The 18912-nt window shown below is 69.1% G+C and carries 34 protein-coding genes; 19 read left to right on the top strand and 15 right to left on the bottom strand.

Annotation, left to right across the window (positions count from 1 at the left end):
* Nucleotides 1-19: 19 nt before the first annotated feature.
* From ACQPZX_RS41440 to ACQPZX_RS41380, 13 genes are all read left to right on the top strand, one after another.
* Nucleotides 20-595, top strand: coding sequence for a hypothetical protein (locus ACQPZX_RS41440; protein ID WP_433368375.1), 576 nt, complete (start codon nucleotides 20-22; stop codon nucleotides 593-595).
* On the top strand, nucleotides 592-1002 hold the full coding sequence (locus ACQPZX_RS41435; RefSeq protein ID WP_433368372.1) for a hypothetical protein: 411 nt from the start codon (nucleotides 592-594) through the stop codon (nucleotides 1000-1002). Before ACQPZX_RS41440 ends, ACQPZX_RS41435 begins: the two co-directional genes overlap by 4 nt.
* A gap of 2 nt (nucleotides 1003-1004) precedes the next feature.
* Nucleotides 1005-1505, top strand: coding sequence for a hypothetical protein (locus tag ACQPZX_RS41430; protein ID WP_433368369.1), 501 nt, complete (start codon nucleotides 1005-1007; stop codon nucleotides 1503-1505).
* Nucleotides 1506-1516: 11 nt separating this feature from the next.
* Nucleotides 1517-1918: a hypothetical protein gene (locus ACQPZX_RS41425; RefSeq protein WP_433368366.1), complete on the top strand. Its 402-nt coding sequence runs from the start codon at nucleotides 1517-1519 to the stop codon at nucleotides 1916-1918.
* Between the two features lie 11 nt (nucleotides 1919-1929).
* Nucleotides 1930-2271 carry a hypothetical protein gene (locus ACQPZX_RS41420; RefSeq protein ID WP_433368363.1) on the top strand — a complete coding sequence of 114 codons (342 nt, stop codon included), beginning with the start codon at nucleotides 1930-1932 and terminating at the stop codon, nucleotides 2269-2271.
* Nucleotides 2272-2293: 22 nt separating this feature from the next.
* Nucleotides 2294-2428, top strand: coding sequence for a hypothetical protein (locus ACQPZX_RS41415; RefSeq protein ID WP_433368362.1), 135 nt, complete (start codon nucleotides 2294-2296; stop codon nucleotides 2426-2428).
* A 1-nt stretch (nucleotide 2429) separates the two neighbouring features.
* Nucleotides 2430-2846, top strand: a complete 417-nt coding sequence (locus ACQPZX_RS41410; protein WP_433368360.1) for an HK97 gp10 family phage protein — start codon at nucleotides 2430-2432, stop codon at nucleotides 2844-2846.
* Nucleotides 2846-4315 carry a hypothetical protein gene (locus ACQPZX_RS41405; protein ID WP_433368357.1) on the top strand — a complete coding sequence of 490 codons (1470 nt, stop codon included), beginning with the start codon at nucleotides 2846-2848 and terminating at the stop codon, nucleotides 4313-4315. Before ACQPZX_RS41410 ends, ACQPZX_RS41405 begins: the two co-directional genes overlap by 1 nt.
* A complete protein-coding gene (locus ACQPZX_RS41400) occupies nucleotides 4308-6413 on the top strand; it encodes a hypothetical protein (RefSeq protein WP_433368354.1) in 2106 nt (701 codons plus the stop codon). Before ACQPZX_RS41405 ends, ACQPZX_RS41400 begins: the two co-directional genes overlap by 8 nt.
* A complete protein-coding gene (locus ACQPZX_RS41395; protein ID WP_433368351.1) occupies nucleotides 6410-6910 on the top strand; it encodes a hypothetical protein in 501 nt (166 codons plus the stop codon). The genes ACQPZX_RS41400 and ACQPZX_RS41395 overlap by 4 nt, the downstream gene beginning before the upstream one ends.
* Nucleotides 6911-6926: 16 nt before the next feature.
* Nucleotides 6927-8588, top strand: coding sequence for a hypothetical protein (locus tag ACQPZX_RS41390; protein WP_433368349.1), 1662 nt, complete (start codon nucleotides 6927-6929; stop codon nucleotides 8586-8588).
* 8 nt (nucleotides 8589-8596) lie between these two features.
* Nucleotides 8597-9274 (top strand): hypothetical protein, encoded by a 678-nt coding sequence (locus ACQPZX_RS41385; protein WP_433368348.1) that lies wholly within the window; start codon nucleotides 8597-8599, stop codon nucleotides 9272-9274.
* Nucleotides 9275-9557: 283 nt separating this feature from the next.
* Complete coding sequence (locus tag ACQPZX_RS41380; RefSeq protein WP_433368345.1) at nucleotides 9558-9878, top strand: hypothetical protein; 321 nt, start codon at nucleotides 9558-9560, stop codon at nucleotides 9876-9878.
* Here the strand turns inward: ACQPZX_RS41380 and ACQPZX_RS41375 are convergent.
* Nucleotides 9863-10144, bottom strand: coding sequence for a hypothetical protein (locus ACQPZX_RS41375; RefSeq protein ID WP_433368342.1), 282 nt, complete (start codon nucleotides 10142-10144; stop codon nucleotides 9863-9865). The two genes, ACQPZX_RS41380 and ACQPZX_RS41375, sit on opposite strands and share 16 nt — an antisense overlap.
* Before the next feature lie 36 nt (nucleotides 10145-10180).
* Between ACQPZX_RS41375 and ACQPZX_RS41370 the strand changes: the two genes are divergently transcribed.
* Nucleotides 10181-10441 carry a hypothetical protein gene (locus tag ACQPZX_RS41370; RefSeq protein WP_433368340.1) on the top strand — a complete coding sequence of 87 codons (261 nt, stop codon included), beginning with the start codon at nucleotides 10181-10183 and terminating at the stop codon, nucleotides 10439-10441.
* Nucleotides 10442-10455: 14 nt separating this feature from the next.
* A complete protein-coding gene (locus ACQPZX_RS41365; protein ID WP_433368337.1) occupies nucleotides 10456-10806 on the top strand; it encodes a hypothetical protein in 351 nt (116 codons plus the stop codon).
* 128 nt (nucleotides 10807-10934) lie between these two features.
* On the opposite strand, the gene ACQPZX_RS41360 is transcribed toward ACQPZX_RS41365, so the two are convergent.
* The 14 genes from ACQPZX_RS41360 to ACQPZX_RS41295 all read right to left on the bottom strand — a co-directional run bounded on the left by ACQPZX_RS41360 (nucleotide 10935) and on the right by ACQPZX_RS41295 (nucleotide 16480).
* Nucleotides 10935-11099: a hypothetical protein gene (locus ACQPZX_RS41360; RefSeq protein ID WP_433368334.1), complete on the bottom strand. Its 165-nt coding sequence runs from the start codon at nucleotides 11097-11099 to the stop codon at nucleotides 10935-10937.
* A gap of 2 nt (nucleotides 11100-11101) precedes the next feature.
* Nucleotides 11102-11284, bottom strand: a complete 183-nt coding sequence (locus tag ACQPZX_RS41355; RefSeq protein WP_433368331.1) for a hypothetical protein — start codon at nucleotides 11282-11284, stop codon at nucleotides 11102-11104.
* A gap of 11 nt (nucleotides 11285-11295) precedes the next feature.
* Nucleotides 11296-11544 (bottom strand): hypothetical protein, encoded by a 249-nt coding sequence (locus tag ACQPZX_RS41350; protein WP_433368329.1) that lies wholly within the window; start codon nucleotides 11542-11544, stop codon nucleotides 11296-11298.
* Nucleotides 11545-11665: 121 nt separating this feature from the next.
* Nucleotides 11666-13741 (bottom strand): cell division protein FtsK, encoded by a 2076-nt coding sequence (locus ACQPZX_RS41345; RefSeq protein ID WP_433368326.1) that lies wholly within the window; start codon nucleotides 13739-13741, stop codon nucleotides 11666-11668.
* 86 nt (nucleotides 13742-13827) lie between these two features.
* Nucleotides 13828-13977, bottom strand: a complete 150-nt coding sequence (locus tag ACQPZX_RS41340; RefSeq protein ID WP_433368323.1) for a hypothetical protein — start codon at nucleotides 13975-13977, stop codon at nucleotides 13828-13830.
* Nucleotides 13977-14141: a hypothetical protein gene (locus tag ACQPZX_RS41335; RefSeq protein WP_433368320.1), complete on the bottom strand. Its 165-nt coding sequence runs from the start codon at nucleotides 14139-14141 to the stop codon at nucleotides 13977-13979. Before ACQPZX_RS41335 ends, ACQPZX_RS41340 begins: the two co-directional genes overlap by 1 nt.
* Nucleotides 14141-14332, bottom strand: a complete 192-nt coding sequence (locus tag ACQPZX_RS41330; RefSeq protein WP_433368318.1) for a hypothetical protein — start codon at nucleotides 14330-14332, stop codon at nucleotides 14141-14143. The genes ACQPZX_RS41335 and ACQPZX_RS41330 overlap by 1 nt, the downstream gene beginning before the upstream one ends.
* A gap of 34 nt (nucleotides 14333-14366) precedes the next feature.
* Nucleotides 14367-14510 carry a hypothetical protein gene (locus ACQPZX_RS41325; RefSeq protein ID WP_433368316.1) on the bottom strand — a complete coding sequence of 48 codons (144 nt, stop codon included), beginning with the start codon at nucleotides 14508-14510 and terminating at the stop codon, nucleotides 14367-14369.
* A 91-nt stretch (nucleotides 14511-14601) separates the two neighbouring features.
* A complete protein-coding gene (locus ACQPZX_RS41320) occupies nucleotides 14602-15435 on the bottom strand; it encodes an ABC transporter permease (protein ID WP_433368313.1) in 834 nt (277 codons plus the stop codon).
* The gene (locus tag ACQPZX_RS41315) at nucleotides 15432-15611 is read right to left on the bottom strand and encodes a hypothetical protein (protein WP_433368310.1); all 180 of its coding nucleotides are present in this window, start codon (nucleotides 15609-15611) and stop codon (nucleotides 15432-15434) included. Before ACQPZX_RS41315 ends, ACQPZX_RS41320 begins: the two co-directional genes overlap by 4 nt.
* Complete coding sequence (locus ACQPZX_RS41310) at nucleotides 15608-15961, bottom strand: hypothetical protein (protein WP_433368308.1); 354 nt, start codon at nucleotides 15959-15961, stop codon at nucleotides 15608-15610. Before ACQPZX_RS41310 ends, ACQPZX_RS41315 begins: the two co-directional genes overlap by 4 nt.
* A complete protein-coding gene (locus tag ACQPZX_RS41305) occupies nucleotides 15961-16134 on the bottom strand; it encodes a hypothetical protein (protein ID WP_433368305.1) in 174 nt (57 codons plus the stop codon). The genes ACQPZX_RS41310 and ACQPZX_RS41305 overlap by 1 nt, the downstream gene beginning before the upstream one ends.
* A complete protein-coding gene (locus tag ACQPZX_RS41300; RefSeq protein WP_433368302.1) occupies nucleotides 16131-16313 on the bottom strand; it encodes a hypothetical protein in 183 nt (60 codons plus the stop codon). The genes ACQPZX_RS41305 and ACQPZX_RS41300 overlap by 4 nt, the downstream gene beginning before the upstream one ends.
* Nucleotides 16310-16480 (bottom strand): hypothetical protein, encoded by a 171-nt coding sequence (locus tag ACQPZX_RS41295; protein ID WP_433368300.1) that lies wholly within the window; start codon nucleotides 16478-16480, stop codon nucleotides 16310-16312. The genes ACQPZX_RS41300 and ACQPZX_RS41295 overlap by 4 nt, the downstream gene beginning before the upstream one ends.
* Nucleotides 16481-16590: 110 nt before the next feature.
* On the opposite strand from ACQPZX_RS41295, the gene ACQPZX_RS41290 reads away from it, so the two are divergent.
* The 4 genes from ACQPZX_RS41290 (at nucleotide 16591) to ACQPZX_RS41275 (ending at nucleotide 18783) form a co-directional block, all read left to right on the top strand.
* Nucleotides 16591-16866 carry a ribbon-helix-helix domain-containing protein gene (locus ACQPZX_RS41290; protein ID WP_433368297.1) on the top strand — a complete coding sequence of 92 codons (276 nt, stop codon included), beginning with the start codon at nucleotides 16591-16593 and terminating at the stop codon, nucleotides 16864-16866.
* Between the two features lie 130 nt (nucleotides 16867-16996).
* Nucleotides 16997-17749, top strand: a complete 753-nt coding sequence (locus tag ACQPZX_RS41285) for a helix-turn-helix domain-containing protein (RefSeq protein ID WP_433368294.1) — start codon at nucleotides 16997-16999, stop codon at nucleotides 17747-17749.
* Between the two features lie 200 nt (nucleotides 17750-17949).
* A complete protein-coding gene (locus ACQPZX_RS41280; protein WP_433368291.1) occupies nucleotides 17950-18180 on the top strand; it encodes a helix-turn-helix domain-containing protein in 231 nt (76 codons plus the stop codon).
* A 249-nt stretch (nucleotides 18181-18429) separates the two neighbouring features.
* Complete coding sequence (locus ACQPZX_RS41275; RefSeq protein ID WP_433368288.1) at nucleotides 18430-18783, top strand: hypothetical protein; 354 nt, start codon at nucleotides 18430-18432, stop codon at nucleotides 18781-18783.
* Nucleotides 18784-18912: the final 129 nt, after the last annotated feature.

Here is an 18912-nt window from a genome sequence, read left to right as displayed (position 1 = left end):
GCCGGGGGGCGAAACGGTCGTGACCTGGGCACCGAACTACGCCACCGTGGCGGAGCTCCGCGATTACCTGCGGATCGGCGACAACGCCGACAACGGGTTCCTCGCTGTCTGGGTTGCGACCGTCTCCCGCAACGTCGACGACCACTGCGGCCGCCAGTTCGGCAAGGCCGACACCCCGGTCACCCGCTACTACACGCCGCGGTACGACCGGCACGAGGGCGCCTGGTTCGCCGACATCGACGACCTGCAGGACACCACCGGCCTCGCCTTCACCGCGGAGGACGGCAGCACGGTCACCGGCTACACGCTGTTGCCCCGCAACGCGGCCGCCGACGGCAAGCCGTACGAGCAGGTGAAGCTGACGGCGGCCACCGGTGAGCTGGCCGGGCTCGCACCGTGGGGCTGGAACACGCCGCCGGCCGCGGTCAGGACGGGCCTGTTCCTGCAGGGCGCCCGGCTCGCGGCTCGCCGTGACAGCCCGTTCGGGATCGCCGGGTCGCCGTCGGAGGGCTCGGAGATCCGGCTACTCGCGCAGCTGGACCCGGATTTCAAGACCTCGCTGAAGCCGTACGTCCGGAAGTGGTGGGCGGCATGAACCTGGACCTGGTCATGGACGAGGCGGCTGGTGTCCTGCAGCAGATCACCGGGCTGCGGGTGTTCGCGTATCCGGCGCCCACGCTGGTGCCGCCAGCCGGGTACGTGAGCTACCCGCGATCGATCGACTTCGACGAGGAGTACCAGCGAGGCGGGGACCAGTTCACCGACCTGCCGATGGTGCTGCTGGCCGGCAAGGCCGACGACAAGTCGGCCCGGGACACCGTGGCCGCCTGGGCGGCCGGCTCAGGCCCGAAGTCGGTGAAGGCGCGCATGGAGGCCCACGCCTGGACCACCTGTGACGACCTCACCGTCACCAGCTGCGAGTTCGACATCGAGCGGATCGGTTCCGTGCCGTACCTCGCCGCCATGTTCAAAGCCACCGTCGTCGGCCCCGGAGAGGACTGACCATGACCCTGACCACCGTGATCGACGCCAACGTGGCAGCCAGCTTGGCCAGCGCGCTGGACCTGGTGACCGCCAGCGCGCCGCTCGAGCTCAACACCCGGATCACCATGCCGTCCGGCACGACGTCCGGGAAGGCGGACCTCTGCTGGTCCGACACCCGCACCGTCGCGGCGTCGAGCACCGACGCGCTCGACCTGGCAGGCACGCTCGCCGGCGTCCTCGGCGGCACGCTCACGATCGTGAAGCTCAAGGCGGTACTCGTGCGGGCCGCGGCCGCGAACGTCAACAACGTGCGCGTCAATCGGCCGGCGAGCAACGGCGTGCCGCTGTTCCTGGCCGCCTCCGACGGCATCGACGTCCTCCCCGGCGGCCTGTTCCTGTGGGTCGCGCCCGGCGCCGGCGTGACCGTCACCGCGGCCACCGGCGACCTGCTCAACATCGACAACTCGGGGGCGGGCACGTCGGTCACCTACGACGTCGTCCTCGTCGGCACGAGCGCCTAGGAGAGCGTGAGATGGCCCGCAAGCACAGCAAGTACACCGTGATCATCATCGATAGTCACGACGTCTCGTCGGACTGCACGGACTCGTCGGTCGAGGAGTCCAGCGGCACCGAGGACAACACCACGTACGGCAAGGACAAGATCGTTAAGGACCCCACGCTGGGCACCGGCGCGTTCTCCTGCGGCGGCAAGTACAGCACCTCCGCGACCGGCCCCCGCGCTGTCCTCAAGCCCCTGGTCGGCACGAAGGTCAACGTCAAGTACCGGCCGGAAGGCACCGGATCCGGGCTGCCGCAGGACAGCTTCGACGCCGTCATCACCAAATACACCGAGACCGCCCCGGTCGCCGGCTACCGCCTCTGGACCCTCGAGACCGAGCCGTCCGACGCCTGGGACGACACCCCGCAGCCCTGAGGAACCCGAACATGACCGAGTACGCCAGCGAAGACGACCTGACCGCCGAGACCGCCGAGGACTGCGCCGAGGACTTCACCCTGACCTCCGGCAAGGTCGTGCGCCTGCGCGGCCTCACCCGCGCCGAGCACCTGTGGATCGGCAAGGGCACCGACGACGCCGCCGAGATCGAGGCCCGCATGGTCTCCAAGGCAATGCTCATCCCGGCCATGAGCATCTCCAAGGTCAAGAAGTGGCAGGAAACCGGCCGCAGCTCGGCCGTCTCGGAAATCAGCAACAAGGTCCGCGAGCTGTCCGGGTTCGGCGAGGGGGCCGACAAAAGCAACGTACGAGAGCTTCGAGACGAGTCCTGACCAGGAGTTCGACCACTTCCTGGTGGAGAAGCTCGGCTGGCGCTCGGTGGCCGAGATGCGGCGGGAAATGTCGGCCGCCGAGTGGCAGCGCTGGTCCATCTACTACGCGCGCAAGGCGCAACGACGCGAGCTCGAGCTGGCGAAAGCGAGGGGGTGACATGGTGGACTCGAAGATCCAGATCGAAGACCTCAACAAGATCGGCCGTGCCCTCCGTGCCGTCGACAAGGAGGCCCCGAAGGGCCTGCGGATCGCGCTGAACTCCGGCGCCGATCTGCTCGTCGAGCACACCCGGCCGAAGATCCCGTCCCGCAGCGGCGCCGCCCGGCGTTCCCTGGTCGCCCGGTCCACCCGCACCTCGGCCCGGGTCGCCGTCGGCGGCAAGAAGGCCCCCTGGTTCCCGTGGCTGGACTTCGGCGGTGAGGGCCGGATCAAGGGCCGCCCCGCCGCGCGGGAGTTCATCAAGGAAGGCCGCTACGTCTACCCGACCCTGGCCGAGATCCGCCCGAAGATCGAGACGCAGCTGCAGGGCGCGCTGTCCGCGGTCATCAGCAGCGCCGGCCTGGTGGAGGACTGATGCCCGGAAACACCGTCACCCTCGAATTCGCCGGCGACGCCACCAAGCTGAAGAAGGCTGGCAAGGAATCCTCCGACGTCCTCGACGGCGTCGGCAAGTCGGCCGGCGACGCCGGCGACCAGCTGACCAAGGCCGGGCAGGAATCGGCCAACTTCACGGACAAGATCGGCAAGCTCGGCGCCGGCGTGTCCGGCATGACTGACGCCGTCGACTCCGCCGGCGCCGCCGTGCAAGCTCTGTCCGACCTGCAGCAGGCCGGCCGCGAAAAGGCCATGCGCCTGGCCCGGGCCAACGCCGACGTCGAGCAGGCCATGATCGACGGCAAGCAGGCCGCCGTCGATCTGCGCCAGGCCCAGGAGGACCTGAACCAAAGCCAGCTCGATGGCAAGCAGGCCGCGATCGACCTCGAGCAGGCGGAGATCGACGCCCGGCAGGCCAAGCTCGACGCGACCACCATGCAGAAGGCCTATAACGACGCGATCAAGCAGTACGGGCCGGGCTCGGCCGAAGCCGCCCAGGCTGCGATTGACCTCACCCAGGCCCAGTCCGACCTGAACCAGGCCAACCTCGACGCAGAGCAGGCCGAGGCCGACGCCCGGCAGTCGAAGATCGACGGCACCCAGGCCACCGTGGACGCCACCCAGGCCGTCCGTGACGGCAAGGACGCCCAGCTCGACCTCAACGACGCCATGTCCGAGGCCAACCCCACCGGCCTGCAGCAGTGGGCGTCCAACATCGAGATGGTCACCCCGCTGCTGTCCGGCTTAGTCGGCGTCGTCGGCCTGGTCACCGCCGCGCAGTGGGCCTGGAACGCCGCCCAGTACGCCAACCCGGCCGTGTGGATCATCGCCGCGATCGTGGCGCTGGTCGCCGTCATCGTGCTGATTGCCACGAAAACGACGTGGTTCCAGGACCTGTGGAAGGCTGCCTGGGGATGGATCAAGGAAACGGCGTCCAACGTCGCCCTCTTCTTCAAAGAGATCATCTGGGGCAAATGGATCAAGGGCGCCTGGGAGGCGATCCTCAACAAGGCCGTCTCAGTGGTCACCTGGTTCCGGAAGATCCCCGGCATGCTGAAGGCGGCGTTCTCCGGCCTGGTCGACATCATCACCTGGCCCTACCGGACCGCGTTCAACCTCATCGCCACGGCCTGGAATGCCACGATCGGCAAGCTCCGCTGGACCGTGCCCGGCTGGGTGCCCGGCGTCGGCGGCAACACCATCGCCGCCCCGACCCTGCCGAAATTCCACGCGGGCGGCACCGTCCCCGGCATCCCCGGCCAAGAGGTGCCGATCATGGCCCTCGCCGGCGAGGAGGTCATCGCGCGCGGTGGCAGCGGCAGCGGCGGCGGCACGGTCTACGTGCGCGGCGATGGCCTGGTCGACGCGCTGATCGAGGCCATCGCCGGAGAGGTGCGCAAGCGTGGCGGCGACCCCGGCACGCTCGGCATCGGAGGCGCCGGTGCCTAAGCAGAACCTCGCGCTCGAGCTGTACTACGGCGGGTCGTGGCACGACATCGCCGCCGACGACAAGGTCTTCGCCGACGCCCCGGTCACGATCCGGCGCGGTCTGGGCGACGAGTCCGGCGGCTGGCCACGGCCAGGGACGATCACCGCTCGGCTCGACAACGCCGCCGACGAGTTCCGCACCTCCAACCCGATGTCACCGCTGTACGGACTGGCCGGCCGGAACACGCCGATGCGCGCCAGCGTCGACGGCACGGTTCGCGGCATCGTCGAGGCGTCCAGCTGGGCGACCGACCAGAGCCGTGACTTCCGGCAGACGCCGCGCCGCGGCCGCGCGTGGGCCGACGTCGCCGGTGGCGGACTGCTGCAACGCATCGGCCAGTGGACGCAGCCGCTGAGAAGCCCGTTCTACACCTACAACGCGAACATGAGCGGCCTGGCCGGCTACTTCTCGATGGAGGAGCCCCGGGGCGCAACCCGCGCCAGTTCGGCGGTGCCAGGCGCGACGAACGATTTCTTGTACGGGATTGCCTTCGATTCGCAGCAGCGGCCGCCCGGCTCGGCGCCGCTGGCCGACATCGACGCCGAGACGTCGGCGACAGCGCTGTTCAACTTCACCGGCGGCACCGCCGGCGACAACGTGGGCTGGCAGTTCGTCGTCTGCCAGTACATCAGCGCCCTCGACGCGCTGACGGCTCCGGTGAACGTGAAGCTCCGCAACGGCACGGTTGTCGGCTTCGTGCTGGTCGACTCGACCAACGAGGCCACCCTGATCGTCACCAACGCCAGCGGCGTCGACCTGATCAACACCACGGTCTCCTACGGGTCATATCAGTGGGAGGGCCGCTGGCTGATGATCGGGGTTGACTGCTCAGAATCGGGCGGCACGGTCACCGTGGAGGCGTTCTGGCGCGCCGTCGACGAGAATGTCTGGACCTTCTTCAACGGCACCTATTCGGGTTTCACGTCGTCGCCTGACAACTGCCGTGTCGGCGGCCGTCCCGGATGGACGATCGGGCACATCCTCGCCACCAACGGCCGCGCAGACAGCGTGAAGAGCAACGCCCGCTGGACCGCCTTCCTCGGCCACGCCGGCGAACGCGCCGCGACCCGGTTCGGGCGACTCATCGACCAGGAGCTCGGCGCCGGGCACTACTACGTCAGCGCCGGCTGGGCCAGCTCGATGCCGATGGGCCCGCAGCCGACAGCGAGCCTGCCCGACCTGATCAAGGAGTGCATCACCACCGAGGACGCCCTGGTCTTCGACCACGGCTCAGAGCTGCGGCTGCAGTTCCTCTGCCGGGTCGACCGCTACAACCAGACCCCCGCGCTCGAGCTGACGCCATCCGACCTGACCGTCCTGCCGAAGGAAGTCAACGACGACAAGCTCGCCGGGAACATCGTCACCGCCTCGCAGCGCAACGGCGGCGACTGGACCGTCAGCGACGACGCCGGCCCCCTCGGCACCCAGCCGCCCCCCGACGGCGCCGGCGAGGAAAAGCGCACCGTCGACGTCAACCTCGACGACCCCGACAAGGGCCTCCTGCAGGTTGCGAACTGGTGGCTTCGCCGAGGCACCGTCAACGTGCCGCGCTTTCCGCAGCTCACCGTCGACCTGGGCGCAAACCCCGCCCTGATCGCCGCCGTCGAAGCCATCAATCCCGGCAGCGTGATCACCCTGACCGGGTTCCGGGAGAACGTGATCCGCCTGTACGTGCTCGGCTGGACCGAGACCATCGGCACCCACAGCCGCGTCATCGTCTTCATCTGCGCGCCCGACCAGCAGTTCGTGGTCGGCGAATACGACGACACCAGCAAGCGGTACGACCTGCGCACCTGCACCCTCAACGGCGATCACACCTCGTCGGACCTGACGCTGGACCTGACGCTCACCGCCGACGAGGCCTGGTCAACGACCTCGGAACCGTACGACCTGTTCATCGCCGGTGAGCGCGTCACCGTCACCAGCATGGGCGCCCGCAGCGGCTCCGGCCCGTACGCCCAGACAGCGACCGTGAACCGGTCGATCAACGGCATCGTCAAGGACCTGCCCTCGGGCTCCGAGGTGCACATCGCGACTCCGGGAAGGTGGGCGCTGTGACCGTCAACGGCGGAGACATCATCTTCGCGAGCGACATCAACGACGTCATCGAGCTGCTGCCGCGCAGCGTCGTGAAGGCCGCGGACGAGGCTGCGCCGACCGGCTCGGCCGCCGTGCAGGACGACAACGAGCTATTCATGTCAGTCGCGGCGAGCGGCAACTACCTGGTGGAGGGCTGGTTCCGGTATACGGCCGCCAGCAACACGCCTGATCTGCGGCTCAACTACAGCTATCCGGCCGGCGCGAACTTCGCCCGCTCGGACTGGGGTGCCCCGGACACCTCCACCGCCTCCGCCGACACCATCAACACGGTCGTGCTGACGACGGCCGACAACACCCGCGGCGCCGGCACCGTGGAGCGAACGATCTACATGAAGGGATATCTGGCCGTAGGGGTTACCGCGGGCACGTTTCGGGTGAGGTTCGGCCAGGTCACCAGCAGCGCCGACGCCGTCACGATGAAGGCCGGTTCGCGCCTCACGCTCACCAAGTACTAGGAGCAGGGGGACAACGATGGCATTTCCTGCAGGCCTGACCCTGGTCAGCGTCCACATCAAGGTCGACCTCCCGCCCGACGGTGGCGCGGCCGGCAGCGTTCTGGTCGCCGCCCCATACCCCCTCATCGGCGGCGCCGACAACTCGATCGTGCCTTCCTTCGAGCGCACCGTCGCCCTCGACGACGCGACCGGCGAGGCCACGGTGGCCCTGCCCGCTTGCAACGATCCGCAATGGACACCGGTCGGATGGCCCTACCGGGTCGAGGTCTACGTCGGCGGCCAGGTCGTGCCCGGCACCATGCAACTCGATTACCAGACCACTGAGGTCGAGTTCGCCGACGTGTTTCAGGTCGACGGCGCCGCCACCCCGGGTGTCTCCTACATTCCGCTGTCGCAGCGCGGCGTCGCCGGCGGCGTGGCCGGCCTCGACGTCGACGGCGACGTGATCGACGCGTCCGGCGCGAAGATCACCGGGGGCGAGGGCGGCGGCGCCGCGCCGGGCACCACGGTCGTCTCAGAGACGTCGTACGGGCAGTCGGCCACCGCGGGTACCGGGACCTCTTATTCGCGGTCCACGCACTCGCACGGCACGCCTGCGCTGCCGTCGGCCGCCGACGTCGGCGCTGACGCAGCCGGTACCGCGGTCGCGGCGGTCGCGGCGCATGCGGCGGATACCACGGCGGTGCACGGCATCGCCGACACGTCCGCTCTGGTACTTACCGACGACGACCGCCTCACTGACGCCCGTACCCCGACCGCGCACGCTAGCTCGCACGCCGACGGCGGCTCCGACGAGCTCGCCCTGGACGGCTCGCAGATCACCACCGGTACGGTCGCGGTCGGCCGGATCCCGACGGGCACGTCGGGCACGACTGTCGCGGCCGGCAACGACAGCCGCATCACGGGCGCGGCGCAGAAGGCCTCGAATCTGTCGGACCTGGCCAACGCGGGCACGGCTCGGACGAATCTGGGTCTGGGTGGTGCGGCGACGTTGAGCGTGGGGACGTCGGCGGGCACCGTGGCGGCGGGCGACGACTCGCGGATCACCGGCGCGCAGCAGCGGAGCACGCTCACTACCAAGGGCGACTTGTACGTGGCGACCGCGTCGGCGACGATCGCCCGTCTTGGGGTCGGCAGTGACGACCAGGTTCTCACCGCCGACTCGTCCGCGCCCGGCGGCGTCGCGTGGGCCGACCCGCCTGGCGGCGGAGGCGGCTCGACGATCGTCACGAAACGCGGCTACGTCACCTCGGGCGACATCACCGTCCAGAACACCAGCAACGCCTGGCAGCTACTCACCGGCGGCCCGACGTTCTCGATAGCCGCGGCCGTCGGCGATGAGATCATCTTCAACTGGGCCGGGCTGCGTCAGCACGCCTCGAACCTCTTCTGGGATACCTGCGTCATCGTGTCGGGCGCCGCGGTCCGCTACTCCGCCACCGGCACGTCGACGCCGGCCATCGAGGGCGACCCGAGCATGTACCCGCCCACCGACACCAGCTTTCCCGGGCACTCGTCCGGCATGGGGTTCTCGTTCATCGCCGAGTCGGGTGACATCGCCGGCGGCAACGTCACGTTCGGGTTCGCCCTGCGCTCCGACGCGACCACGGGGAAGTTGTTTGCGGGCACGAACTACCCGCTGCGCTGGCACATCACGAACAACGGCCCGCAGAGCTAGGAGATCACATGGCTGACTGGGTGCTCATCCCCTGCCTGAAGGTGTTGTTCGCCGAGTTCGATCGGATCGCCCCGTCCCGCGATCGTGCGTCGGATGGCTCGATCGGCAACCGCGCGCACGAGCAAGAGGTCTCCGACCACAACCCGGACGAGACCGGCTCGGTGCCGATCCGCGACGCGGACCACATCAACGAGGTCCACGCGATCGACGTCGACAATAACCTGCGCGAGTCCGACCTGACCATGGAGAAGGTCGTGCAGTTCCTGCTCGGCCGCTGCCGGTCGGGCGCCGAGAAGCGGCTGCGCTACATCATCTACAACCGCCGGATCTGGTCGGCCAGCTCGGGCTGGGTCCAGAAGACGTACACCGGCGCGAGCCCGCACACCGAGCACGCGCACTTCAGCGCGTCGTACACCGCATCCCTCGAGGCGAGCACCGCCTCATGGCATCTGGAGGACATCCCCGTGGCGCTCACCGCCGCCGACCTGGCGAAGATCCAGGCCATGATCAAGGCCAACAACGACGAGGCAGCCAAGGCCGTCTGGGCGCAGCCGCTCGGCTCCCCTCCCGGCTCGGACTCGCCTACCTGGCCCGCCGAGAACATGGCCCGCAACACCTACAACGAGGCCAAGCGTGGCCGCATCGCAGCCGAGAACGCTGCCGCGCCCGCGCCGGCCAAGGCGTAATCGGCGGATCATGGGTGAGCAGGCGAACGGTACCCCCGCTGCAACGGGACGCGCTGTTCCTGGTGTTCGGCGGCGTGTGGGGGACGTGGACCGTCCTGACGGCGGGCCCGTGGCCACTCATGCTGATCAGCGCCGCGACCATGCTGGGACCTGGCTTTCTACGGCTCTGGCTCTCCGGGCCCGGTACCGCGCCCAGACCGGGCTCGCCGCCGCCGGAGCCGCCGGAGCCGCAGCCCTCGTTGCCGCCTACCTCATCCAGCGCGGTTTCGGAGGCTGAGGCGCTATGACAACCGTCGAGGAGAGCAGGCCGCGCGTACCGCTCGACCCGCGGGTGTGGGCGATCCTGGTCAGCATCTGGCTGGGCACCATCGCTTGCTTCGGGCTGTTCTCGTTCTGGATCCAGCACAACCAGCACGTGCAGGCCCGCAAAGCCGCGGCCGCGGAGGCGCGCTCGGCGGAGCAGGCCAGGGCGATCGTCTGCCGGCTGTTCACCACGATCCTGGACACGTACCAGGAATCCCCGCCGGCCACGGCGGCCGGGCGCGCGCAGGTCGGCGCGTGGATTCAGGTCTACGAGCTGAGCAGATGTCAGCCCCCACGGTGAGCCTGGGCCTCGACCCACGTGCCGCCGACGGTGCGCATCCAGCGCTGGGCCGTTGCGAGGGCGTAGTGCTCAGCGTGCTGTCCGGCGTACGCCAGGACACCGGGCGCCGGCCATCGCACGTGCTGCGCCGCGTAGCGCTGCACGTACCAACGCCCGTCGGCCAGCCTTCCGACCGCGATCTTCGCGGCAGCCTCGTCCCATTCGTCGCCGTTGCGCCACCGCTGCCGCTGGCCGTGCCGTAGGGACTTCAGCTCGATCCGCTCCACCCGACCACGATAGAACACCTGTTCGAAAGGAACCTCATGCAGCCAACCATCGGCCGGATCGTGCACTACACGCTCAACGACACGGACGCCAACCTGATCCAGCAGCGGCGCACCACCGACGGCACCATCGCGAACACCACCAGCGAGGGGCAGACGTACCCCGCAACGGTCGTGCGCACCTTCGGCGGCGAGGCTGCCAACCTTCAGGTCCACCTCGACGGCCCGGACACCTACTGGGCGACGTCGCGCACTCCGGGCGAGGGCCCGGGTCACTGGGCCTGGCCGGCCCGCGTCTAACCCAAGGAGGAACCATGAAGATCTTCGGCCGCGAGCCCGCGCTCGTCATCTCGGCGGTCGGCGCCGTCGTCACCCTGCTCGTCTCGCTCAACCTGGACTGGCTGTCCGCCGGCGCCGGCGCAGCTGTTATCGCCTTCCTCACTGCGGTGGTCATCGCCGCCACCACCCGGCCGATCGCGCCTGCCCTCTTCACCGCCGTCGTCTCGGCGGGCGCCGCGCTCTTCGCCCAGTACGGTCTGCACGTGTCCGACGCCGTGGTCGCCGCGATCTCCGGGGTGGTCCTCGTCGGCTTCGCGCTGTTCGGCATCCGCCCCCAGGTGACCCCGAACGCGGATCCGCGGGTCATCGACGGCCGCGTGGCCTAGCCCGTCACCCTCAGGACGAGATCAACAGCCGTCAGGAACGACTACAGCGGGATACCGCAGGTCACAGGCGGCAAGAAGCCCCGCACTACCTTCCGGCGGTGCGGGGCTTCCGCGTTGCGGGCCCTACCTCAGCCCTTGGCCTGCGCGCGCAGCTGCCGCTCGGTTTCCTTCCGGTCGGCCTTGTGCGCCGCGATCTGCCGGGCGGTCGGCCCCCGCTCGGCGCGCACCCGGGACAGGAACTCGCCGTGTTTGATCATCGACTCGACCTGCTGCTGGTACTCCGTCTTCGCCATCGTCATTTCCTTCCCGGCAGGCGGCTGTCGCTTGCCGGCCGGAAGTCCACCGAGCTGCCGAGCGCCCGGCGCCCGCGGAACTCGGCGGCCTTGTCGATCGCCTGATCCCCGGTCATGCCCCGGTCGGTGACTCGCGCCTGCCGCCCGTCTTCGATCTTCACCACGTGATACGTCTTCTTGGCCACCGTCAGCCTCCTCAGCCGATCGCCGATTTCTTGACCTTGTTCAACTTCGTCCACACCCGGCGGCCCAGCCGGATCCGCTCACCGCTGCCCTTGCACCGACGGCACCGCCGAAACGTCCGGCCCGACTTCGACCGGAATTTGCCCCGGCCCTCGCACTTGCTGCAGTCCGCGAACGGGAACCATGCGCACGCGCCCAGGTACCAGCCGATGCCGGCGAGCCCCGCGACGATTGCCCAGAAGATCAGCCAGCCTCGATCCACGACGCCCCTCCGAATCCGGTCGCGGAGGTGGTCGCGGCACTGCGGTTGGTCGCGGATCCGCGACCAGGCCGCGACCAGGGATGACCTGCGGAAACGATGGGTGGTCGCGGGTCGCGGCAGGTCACTCGAACCCCTCCGATTCCTCGATTTCGCGGGGATGGAGGGCGGCGTCGAGAGCCGTCCGGCGGGCGCCCTTGATGTTGCGGCGACCGACTTTCACGTCTTGCGTCGGCACGTCGTAACGGGCGAGGGTCTCGCGCACCATGTCCGCGGTGATGCCCTCGTAGAACTCCGGCCAGGTCTCGGCCAGGCGTTGCGCGAGCACGTCCCACGGCATGCCGGACTCGCCCGGCCGCAGCATGGCCCAGGCGTCCTCGAGCATGTTGCGGGCGTGCACCTTCGTCTCGTCGGCGCCGGCCACCACGGTCGTACCGCGCAGCTCGGCGGCCCGCTCCATGATGGCCTTGGTCTGCTCGACGCTCGGGAACATCGACCGGTAGCTGCCCGGCTTCTCGAGGCCCTTGATGATGCCCCACCCGGCGTCGATCTCCGGGCGGTAGACGGTCGCCGACAGACCCGACTTGTAGGCGCCGGTGCCGAGCACCATGTCGTTCTCCATCTGCCCGCCCAGCGACATCGCCCAGCGGATCGTCACGCACCGCACGATGTTCGGCGGCAGCGACGACTTGTCCGGGATCTGGGTGGCCAGCACGAAGAAGATGTTCAGGGCACGCAGCCGCTTGATCGCCCGCTCGGCGTCGTCGGCCGCGTCAGGAAAGACCGCGAACAGCTCGTGCACCTCGTCGAGCACGATCATGACGGGGTGCAGGCCGGACCCCTTGCGCGCCGACAGCTCGGGCGTCACCTTCCCGCGCGGGGCCTCGCCGCTCTTCTTGGCGGCGAAGATCCGCTTGCCGCGGCGGCCGGCTTCGGCCAGGGCCCAGGCGATGATGTCCCGCCCGGCCTCGAATGCCTCGTCGTCCACGCCGACCACATAGGTCGAGCAGAACGGCGCGAAGTCGAGGAAGTCGCCGACGCCCTTGAACTCGGCGATCTTCAGTTCGCAGGTCGGGTCGAGCAGGGCGATCGTGGCCAGGGTGCGAGCGCCGTACGTCTTGCCGGAACCGGGCTGGCCGGCCACCAGGAAGTTACGCGCGAACAGCACAGTCTTGACCTTGCGCTGGCGCGCGTCCGTGCAGAACGTGGTCGGCGTGAACACGCTGGTCCGTGCGTCGGGCTTGGTCAGCTCCCAGGTTGGCTGACCCATCTTCGACGACGGCAGGTAGCCCACCCACAGATCGAGCTGGCCGTCGTGGTCGGGCCCCTTCTCCGGCCAGATCTGATCCACCGGCAGTCGCAGCGCCGACGACAGCGCGGTCCGCTTCTCCATTACCGCAGTCGCCAGCACCCCGGACGGCAGATCTACCCTGGCCAGCCAGCCGGGCCCGTCCCGATGGATGCCCGGCGCCGGGAACTTGAGCTGCTTCGGGTCCTTGACGACGCCGATGTCGGTCAGCGCCTGCCGGACCATCTCCGCGGTAAGCCGCGTGAACTTTGGCCCGTCCAGGGTGCGCTCGATGATCGGCCTGTCCGCAGGCCGGCCGACCCAGGCCAGCACGGGCGCGCCCACCAGCAGCGCCGGCCACGGCCACCACGACGGCCCGAACACCTGCAGCGCCACCACACCCACAACCACCGCAACCAGCCCTGCGAGCAGCATCAGAAAGCGGGCCCGGCGAGCCTCCGCCGCCTGCCGGGCCAGGTGACCACCGTGGTCCAGGTCGCCGCGGTTCGCCGCCGCCTGTTCCATCGCTGTCAGCTCCGGGTGCCACGCCCACCGCAACAGCCGGCCGATCACCAGCAGCGCACCCCATGGCGCGTACACCGCCAGCTTGACCAGGTACTTCGGCGACTTCCACGCGTGCTTGCCGAACTCGTACAGCACCACACCGCGGATCTGCCGCAGGGTGTCGGCGCGCTGGTCGGCGTTGCGCATCCAGGCGGGCACGATCGGCGGCCGGCGCGCCTGCTTCTGTCGCAGCACCGTGCCGTACAGCGTGGCCGGCTCTTCCGGCGGGTCCACCGGGCCGCCCAGCACGCCAGGCTCCTGCACGTACGACTCGGCGTCGTCCGGCCGGGGGTCCAGATCATCCTCGTCGCCGGCGTTGTCGGGGTCGTAGGCCTTCACGTCGGTCATGCCCGCCTCCTCTCCTGGGTGGACGTGCGCCGTGACCGAGCCTCAGGCGGAAGACTCGGCCACGGCTGATCAGGGGTTATTTGCAGCTAGCTCTGGTCGGCCTTGTCGCGCTGCTTACCGAAGTGCAGCCGACGCTGGATGGCTTCCTGGCTGAACATCGGCGGCGCCACCTTCTCGGCCCGGCGCTGCAGGTCAGCCATCTGCTGGTCGCTGATCGTGTTGATGCGCTTGGCCATCAGCCGACCGCAGCCCGCTTGATCCGCTCCCACCGCGACATCGCGCCGGGCCCCCGTGTCCACGGGATCTCGCTGGTGCGGACCCGCTTCACCTTGCGGACCTCGACGGGCCCGGTCGGCTCGCCCCACTCGTTGGACGGCACCTGGCCGACTCTCTTGGCCATCACCGCCGCCTTCCGCGCGTTTCGGCGTCGGCCTCGGCCCGCAGCTTCCTGACGTCCTTGCGAGCCCTGGCCAGTTCAGCCTCGGCCCCCTTCTTGGCCTTAGCCCACGGCATGCCCGAGTGGTGGAGGGCAACCGCACGACCCTGCGCACCCTCGAGTCGTGCGACGACGGCGTCGTAATCGCCGAGCATCTCTTCTCGTGTCCGTCCCACCTGTTCGCTCCTCTCAGATCCCACGCCGGCCACGCGCCACCGAGCGCACCATCGCGCTGCGGTCCTCGCGCCGGGCAGCCCCCTGACGCGCCGCTCGCTGCTCCCGGGCGGTCATGTTCGCCAACGTGGCGTTCAGCGCCCACCTGTCCTGCGCCATACTCGATGCACCTCTTCCTGCTCACGGCCGCCTGCTACGGCCTGGGTTGTTGGGGACCCGCCGGGACGGTTGCCTCCGCCCCGGCGGGGGTCTATTCGGCGTGCACCAGGTGCCGCAGCGCAGCGCCCAGCCCGAGCACCGCCACCGGCAGGCACGCCACCAGCGCGGTGATCTGCCACGGCGCCTGTGTCATTCCCGCCGCCACCATCAGGTGATACGCCACCTGACCAGCGGCGCCGAGAGCCAGCGAACCGATCGCCGACCAGCGGGCGAACCTCCGCGCTCGGAACGGCACCACGCCCGACATCCACACACTCAGCGCGTACGCCGCGTACGTCTCCAGGCCGATGGGGAGCGTGATCGCCAAGTTCACCGCGACCCCGTCCAGGCCCGGAATCCCGGGAAACGGATGCACCACCCCGAACCCGGTCAGCCGGCCGAGATCCACCCAGCCGCCCCAGATCGCCACGAACGCCGGCGCGGTCAGCAGCACCACCGGCCACGACCGCGGCCGCCGCCTGACACGCACCGCCTCGTTGACGGTCACCGGCGCGACCTCCGGGCGCTTCTGGACCGCTTCTGGGATCCTCGCCGGCACCGGCTTGGCGGCCGGTGCCGGCGGCGGCTGGGCGAGCGCCCCGTTAACAGTTCGTTGACGCTCGGCCCGAACCGGCCAGCCGCTTCCAGGGCGCTTCCGGCCGGCCAGCCGGCGCATCGCCTTGCGGGCCTCCCGGCGCCGCTGCTCCGCCGCCTGCCGCGCCTCATCACCCAACCGCGTTAGCACCTCGTTGACGACCGGCCAGCCTTTCGCCAGGTGCTTCTGAAGCTCCCGCTTCGACGGCAACCGGCCGCCCGTGGTCAGCTCTCGAGCCCGGGTGAGGGTCTCCTCGTCAACCTCGGCCCGGCCGTTGTCGGTGATCGTCATCGCGGCACCGCCGGACGGATCTCGACCTCACTGACATTTCCGTCAGCCTGTGGCGGTATCGCCAGAGCCAAGGTCGCGTGCACCTGGGCCAGCGCGATCTCATAATCGGTCGGATACGAGACACGGCTCTCCACCAGCAGTTCTTCAGCCCGGCGGATGTGCTCCTCGCGCGTCATCGGAGCACCTCGCCCTCGATGACTTCGCCCGGGCACACCGGCCGGACCTCGATGACCTCTACCGTCTCGGCCTGCTCGGCGAGGTGGCGCCGTTCGGCCGGCTTCAGGTCACGCTTGATCCGGCGCTCCATCGCCAGCAGCGTCACCCAGCCGATGCCCCACGGGATCGCGACGCCAGCGGCCACAGTCTCGAAGGACAGGTCCGCGAACGGCAACGTCCCTGCGCCCACCCACAGCGCGCTCGCACTCGTGCACAGCGAAGTGGTCGCGATCAGCCGCCGGCGACCGACGTCAGGCAGTACCAGGGACACCCGGAACCGGCGGCCCACCGCAATCGACACGGACGCCATCACGCCACCGCCCAACGGGCCGGGCGGGGACGCGCCACCGGGCGCGGGCGAGGCCGCGGCGCCGGGAACAGCACCTCGATCAGGCCCGGCCACATCGCCGACGCGATCGCCACGACCAGGCCGACCACCAGGAACGGGCCGAGCAGGATCAGCAGGAAGTTCTCGGGGGTCATCGCGCACCGCCCCGCGGGTTGTGAACGAAGTCGCTGTGCTTCGTCGCCTTCCGCAGCCAGCGCGCGGCCGCGGCGTAGTCACCGGAATCGGCCAGCCGGTCAGCGCCTGCAGCGATGCCACCGGCCTCGACGTGCGTCTCGCGCAGCTCGTAGTAGCGCGCGATCAGCTTCTGAGTCATCGCAAGGCCTCCACGTTGGCGAGCAGCTGCGCGACGACGAATCGCTCGTGGCGCTCCTGCGGCGTGACGGCCGGCGAGAGGACGAACGCGCGCGCCCAGTCCTCGAGCTCGCGATCCAGCGGCGGCTCAGCGTCGGGGCGCGCCGGGGGTGACAGAATGCTTCTCACGGTCTCAAGCCCTTCTGGAGAGGGTGAGGGGTCGGTTCCAGGCCTCGGCGGAGTTGGCGCTCCGTCGGGGCTGGCTTGTTTTTGATCCACCGCGCTCCTAGCGCAGTGTCATGACACACGCTAGCATGCGTGTCATGACACATACAAGGGATGCCCCGGGCGACCGTCATGACACCCTCAGTCGCGTGACGGGTAGGAGCGGCCGGGGCACCGCACGGCAGACAATCCGCATCGATGAGGACCTGTGGGACGACTTCGACGAGGCCGCCCGGAAGCTGGGAACCGACCGCTCGACGTGGATTAGGGACGCCGTGCGCTGGTGCGTCGGCAGGCCGAATGCGCCAACACCGGCCCGCCCCGAGCCCGATTCGGACGATGCGGCCTGAATCGATGGTCATGAACACACGATGACGTCGTTCTGTCACCCTCCGCGATGACGTCCGGGGCGTCTGTTGGGCGTCATCGCGGCGACAATAGAGATGACATTTCGGTGACGTCGGCAGTACCGTCGTCCCCATGACGATGACGCCGAAGCCCAACGTTGCCCTTCGCAACGCGCGCGAAGGCATGCACCTCAGCCTGGACGAATTCGCCGAGCGCATCCGCCTCGCCGGTGAGCGCGCCGGCGTCCCCAACACCGCGAGCAAGCGGCACGTACAGCGCTGGGAAGCCGGGGCCGTGACCATGCCGCAGCCGCACTACATCCGAGCGCTCGAAGCCGTCACCGGCCTGCCGATCACCTCGCTCGGCTTCCCCGCCGGCGCCGACGCCATGGTCGTCGAGGACGGCCGGGGTGGTCACGACCTCGAGGTCCGGGCGTCCAGGCTGCCGGCCGCCAGCGGCCCCGGCCGGGCTCACGGAGACCACACAGGCGTCTGGCTCAGCACCTACGAGTATTTCTCCTCCGGCCGCGACGGCAGCTTCAAGAACGCGCACTATGTGGTGCTCCTGCAGCACGACGATCGCGCCACCGTGCGCAGCCTCAACGGCCCCGAGAAGTCACTGCTCACTATGGAACTCCAGGTGGAGGGCAGCGTCGTCACAGGCACCTGGGCGGAGGAGACCGAGCGCGGCGGCTACTACCGGGGCGCCCGCTACTTCGGCGCCATCCAGATGCTCGCCGAACCGACCGGGCGCCGACTGACCGGCAAGTGGGTCGGCTTCGGCAAGGAGATGGACCTCAACACGGGCCCGTGGACGCTCACCTTCGTCGACTCGTCGACCAGCAAGGATGCGCTCGACAAGTACCGCGAGGCTCCAGAGGTCTAGTCACATCGACTGGGAAGCGGCCATCCGACGTTCGGGTGGCCGCTTCTCCTTTTCCCAGCCCCGATGGGCGGTTAGGGTCTTGATTACTGCCCTTGGTTGGGGCGGTAATCGAGGCATCAACTCTGCCCGTTTCGTTCTGCCTCACAGGGAGGCAGTGGGTGAGGCAGAGTACGGGGCAGTGAGGTGATAGCGTGCGAAGCGTGGCGCGACCGCCAGTGAAGATCACCGACGAGCAGGAACGCCTGCTCAAGAAGGTGAACAGGACCATCGACAACGCCCAGAAAATCATCGAGCGCGAAGAGGACAGGATCTGGGCCGCGGTCAAGGAGTTGCGCGACACCGGCATGCCAGACGTCCAGATATGCCGGCGCACCGGGCTCAACCGGTCCACCCTGCAGCGCAAACTCGGCCCCCGCGTAACCGACGAATAGCCCTCCTTAGTGGAGTGTCCGGTAAGGGTCTGGCCAGGGTCGTTGACCGAAAGTGCGTGTTGCATTCGCTTAACGTCGTAGTCACGAATCAGTTACATGTGCAATGTTTTTCTACAGGCCGTGATCAACAGGTCACGATCTAGCCACAGGCAGGTCATGCGAGCACAATCGGGGCTTCGACGCAGGCTCTCTCCCGGAGGCGTGGACGGAACAGGGGGCCGGGTCCGCCCACGGGAGGGAAACGCAGACATGACGGCTTCGACCGACAACGATCGTCGGCAGGCATCTGACACGGTCACGCCCAGCATCGAGCAACCCTGCGGCCACCACCCGGTCATGCCAGCCGTCAAGTTATTCGCCGGGGTGACCGCAGTCGCCGGGGCCGGCTGCCTCGCAGCAGCGTTCAGCGTGGCGGAATGGCGTATCGCGCTGGCCGGCTCGACGCTGGTCGTCCTTTCCGCTGTGGCGTCCGCCCTATGGATCGCCGACGGGCTGCTCGCCGACCGGCACGCTTTCTATCGCCGGGGCAAGGTGGACGGCTGGTACGAGGGCTGGCGCGGCCAGCCACCGGCCACGGACGATCCCCTCCTGCGCCGTTCCTGAGATCGGGTAGAACTCGCCGGACAACCTAGTGGCCTTGGCTCTGCGAAGATGCAGGACCAAGGCCATTTTGCACAGAGGTCAGACGAGGGCAACCCGAAGATGCCGGGCGAGCCGCCGCGCGTGCAGCCG

It is taken from the genome of Actinoplanes sp. CA-142083, assembly GCF_050942195.1.
GTDB lineage: Bacteria > Actinomycetota > Actinomycetes > Mycobacteriales > Micromonosporaceae > Actinoplanes.
Note: the sequence above shows the minus strand (reverse complement) of the source record. Positions and strands in the feature narration are given on the sequence as shown.